Source organism: Bartonella sp. AP57NXGY (assembly GCF_042195805.1).
Lineage (GTDB): Bacteria > Pseudomonadota > Alphaproteobacteria > Rhizobiales > Rhizobiaceae > Bartonella.
This window is the reverse complement of record NZ_JBHIOZ010000339.1, coordinates 1-1,104: the sequence shown is the minus strand read 5'-3', so window position 1 is coordinate 1,104 and position 1,104 is coordinate 1. Positions and strand designations below refer to the sequence as shown.

Here is a 1,104-nt window from a genome sequence, read left to right as displayed (position 1 = left end):
GTTTTGCGGCACTCTCTCTTTTTCTTTTCCGCTTTTTTCAAAGAAACAAAAATGCTGCGGCTGTTCTTTCATCAAACCTCTTTGTTTTTTCACTCTGTAATAGAGCCTCAAACGCTTGATTAAAGAATAATAAGGCGCCACAATAATCATATTCACAAAAATGGCAAAAACTGTAACTGCATTTAGAAAAAAACATCCAATCGGCAGAAAAAAAATAAAAACCGCGATCTCACTCCTCATGCGTATAACCTCATTGATTAATCTCTTGCTGCTTTATTTTTTCTTTTAGTTTTTTCTTTATTTTTTCCAATTTACGCTCTTTAAAACGACAAATCCCCCACAAAATAGAAAGGGGTGTGAGAAGACAAAACCATATCAACACTGGTAAGAGAAAAATAAGAGAACCAATTCCTTCCCATCTTGTCCATTGCAACGGCTGTACCAGAGACTTTGCACCCGCAGGAACTTCTAAAGCCATCATGATAAGACATGTACAAAACATGATAAAAAAGCGGTGCCCTATTATTTTACACCGTCCCACCCCTTTACGCATTTCCACTGAAGACACCATAAATTTTCTAAATGAAAAGAAAGACTCTTCAAATGTTGCTTTTTTCTCCTGCATTGTTCCCCTCTGCTTTTACGCTTCGCGCTTTTTACGCTCTATTTTTAGGTTTAAGCTCTTTTTAACTTATCTAAACTCTTTATTCTTTCTCAATAATTTTTTTCCTCAACCCTAATTTCTACATCCATATATTCTAACTCCCCATCCTTTATGTAAAGAATATGAGGACGATAGTTTTTTCCATCAACTTCACAAATCGCGTCCTTTTCATAAACAAAATATCCCTGTTGCCTTAATTCTTCTCTTTTTTCCTCGATCAATTTTTCATAAGAATCTCTTCTTCTATTGCACAAATTGGGATCTGTAGCTCTAAAATATTCATAGCTTTCTACCTCCATGGAAAAATCCTTTGCCGCCTGTTGAAGCAAATCGTAACTGGGTTGCTTTGTCTTTTCTACCGCCTGAGCAATCACCATTGCGCGTTCCAGATGCTCCTCTTCGATGCTTGTTTCAAAGCCCAGCTTCTCACCTTCCATAAA

At 36.8% G+C, this 1,104-nt stretch carries 1 protein-coding gene and 1 pseudogene; both read right to left on the bottom strand.

The features are described 5' to 3' along the window. Nucleotides 1–250 precede the first annotated feature (250 nt). Nucleotides 251–625 (bottom strand): hypothetical protein, encoded by a 375-nt coding sequence (locus ACFIL8_RS10745; protein WP_375689765.1) that lies wholly within the window; start codon nucleotides 623–625, stop codon nucleotides 251–253. An 89-nt stretch (nucleotides 626–714) separates the two neighbouring features. Next, nucleotides 715–1,104 (bottom strand): annotated as a pseudogene (locus tag ACFIL8_RS10740) (hypothetical protein); the annotation flags it as partial.

Bases quoted from the DNA above. Each gene is read 5' to 3' on its own strand.
- ACFIL8_RS10745 (WP_375689765.1), bottom strand. From the start codon at position 625: ATGCAGGAGAAAAAAGCAACATTTGAAGAGTCTTTCTTTTCATTTAGA.